This is a genomic window from Pseudomonas sp. MF08817 (genome assembly GCF_059862705.1).
In genome coordinates this window covers 1-1,371 of sequence record NZ_JCBCUY010000093.1, presented here as the reverse complement: position 1 = coordinate 1,371, position 1,371 = coordinate 1, and the positions used below count along the sequence as shown (strand labels likewise).

The window sequence follows — 1,371 nt, the reverse complement described above, 5'->3', positions numbered from 1 at the left end:
CCCACAAAAATCTATGGTCACCCCCATTTTTGCAATACTGATTAACGGGTGGTGTGGTTGGCTTGCTTAAATCTATCCGGCGTCTGTTTGGGGCAGGCCCCAGCGCCACGATGAGAGTCGCGCCTGACGATCCTAAAAAGCCCATCGGCTTCTAAAGCCGATTTTTGTGTCAGGATCTTCGCCAGGCCGGTAGGCCGTTCACGTCATCCGTTGTTCAGCTATCGCAAAACCTGAAGGGTGAATCGTGGTACTGCAACAACTGCAGGGTCAGGCGTTCAAGGCGTCTGGCCCTGCTTCATATTGCGTATGGTGAGTCGCGATCGCCCAAGCGATACGTGCCAGTTTGTTAGCCAGGGCACAGGCCACGACATTCGAATGTCGTCGACTGAGCAAGGCTCGAACCCAGTCAGCCAGTGCCCCTTTCTGATGCTCCAGCCTCTGCATATAGACCCTGGAGCATTGCACCAACAGTTGTCGCAGGTGCTTGTCACCCCGCTTGCTGATCCCGAGCAAATTCGCCTTACCGCCCGTGCTGTACTGCCTGGGCACCAGGCCCACTGAGGCGGCAAAATCGCGACTGCACCGGTACTGCTTGGCATCACCCATTTTCACAGCCAGCAGGCTGGCGGTGATCGGGCCGACACATGGCATGCTCAGCAAGCGACTACCAAGATCATCGTCGGCCAGTTGGCTCGACAGCTCTTTATCCAGCGCCCTGATTTGCTCATCCAGGTAGACGAAGTGATCGTGCAGACGCTGTAACAACACCGTCAAACGAACGGGCAACTCGTGCTCGGCCAAGACATTTGTCAAACGTTTCATAATGGTCAGGCCTCTGGGCAGGCTGACGCCAAATTCCAGTAGGAAACCGTGCATCTGATTAGCCGTTTTTGTGCGGTCATGCACCAACGATTCGCGCATCCGATGCAGAACAGACAGGGTTTGCTGGGACTCGGTTTTAGGCGTCACAAAGCGCATAGATGGACGGGAAGCCGCTTCACAGATCGCTTCAGCGTCGACGAAATCATTTTTGTTGCCTTTGACGAAAGGCTTAACGAACTGCGGGGAAATCAGCTTGGCCGTGTGTCCCATTGCCGCTAGCTGACGAGCGACAAAATGCGCCCCCGCACAGGCTTCCATCACCACGACACAACTCGGCATGTTGCCGAAAAGTTGCATCATCTGCGCCCGAGAGAGCTTCTTGCGAAACACCTCGCGGCCTGATTTATCCTGGCCGTGAAGGTGGAAATTATGTTTGCCGAGATCGATACCGATCAGTGTTGACTGGATCATGATGATGGCCTCCGAAAACAAAACACCCTGCGAAAGCGTAGCCCTCGCAGGGTGTGGGGGTGACCATCTCATTAGCCC

1 protein-coding gene is annotated in these 1,371 nt (G+C 55.1%); it reads right to left on the bottom strand.

What is annotated here, in order from left to right:
• Positions 1-267: 267 nt before the first annotated feature.
• A complete protein-coding gene (locus AC19YR_RS24725) occupies positions 268-1,293 on the bottom strand; it encodes an IS110 family RNA-guided transposase (RefSeq protein ID WP_500600437.1) in 1,026 nt (341 codons plus the stop codon).
• Between the last annotated feature and the right edge of the window lie 78 nt (positions 1,294-1,371).

What these genes read in the sequence shown, in the direction of transcription:
- AC19YR_RS24725 (WP_500600437.1), bottom strand. Translation starts at nt 1,293, where the DNA reads ATGATCCAGTCAACACTGATCGGTATCGATCTCGGCAAACATAATTTC.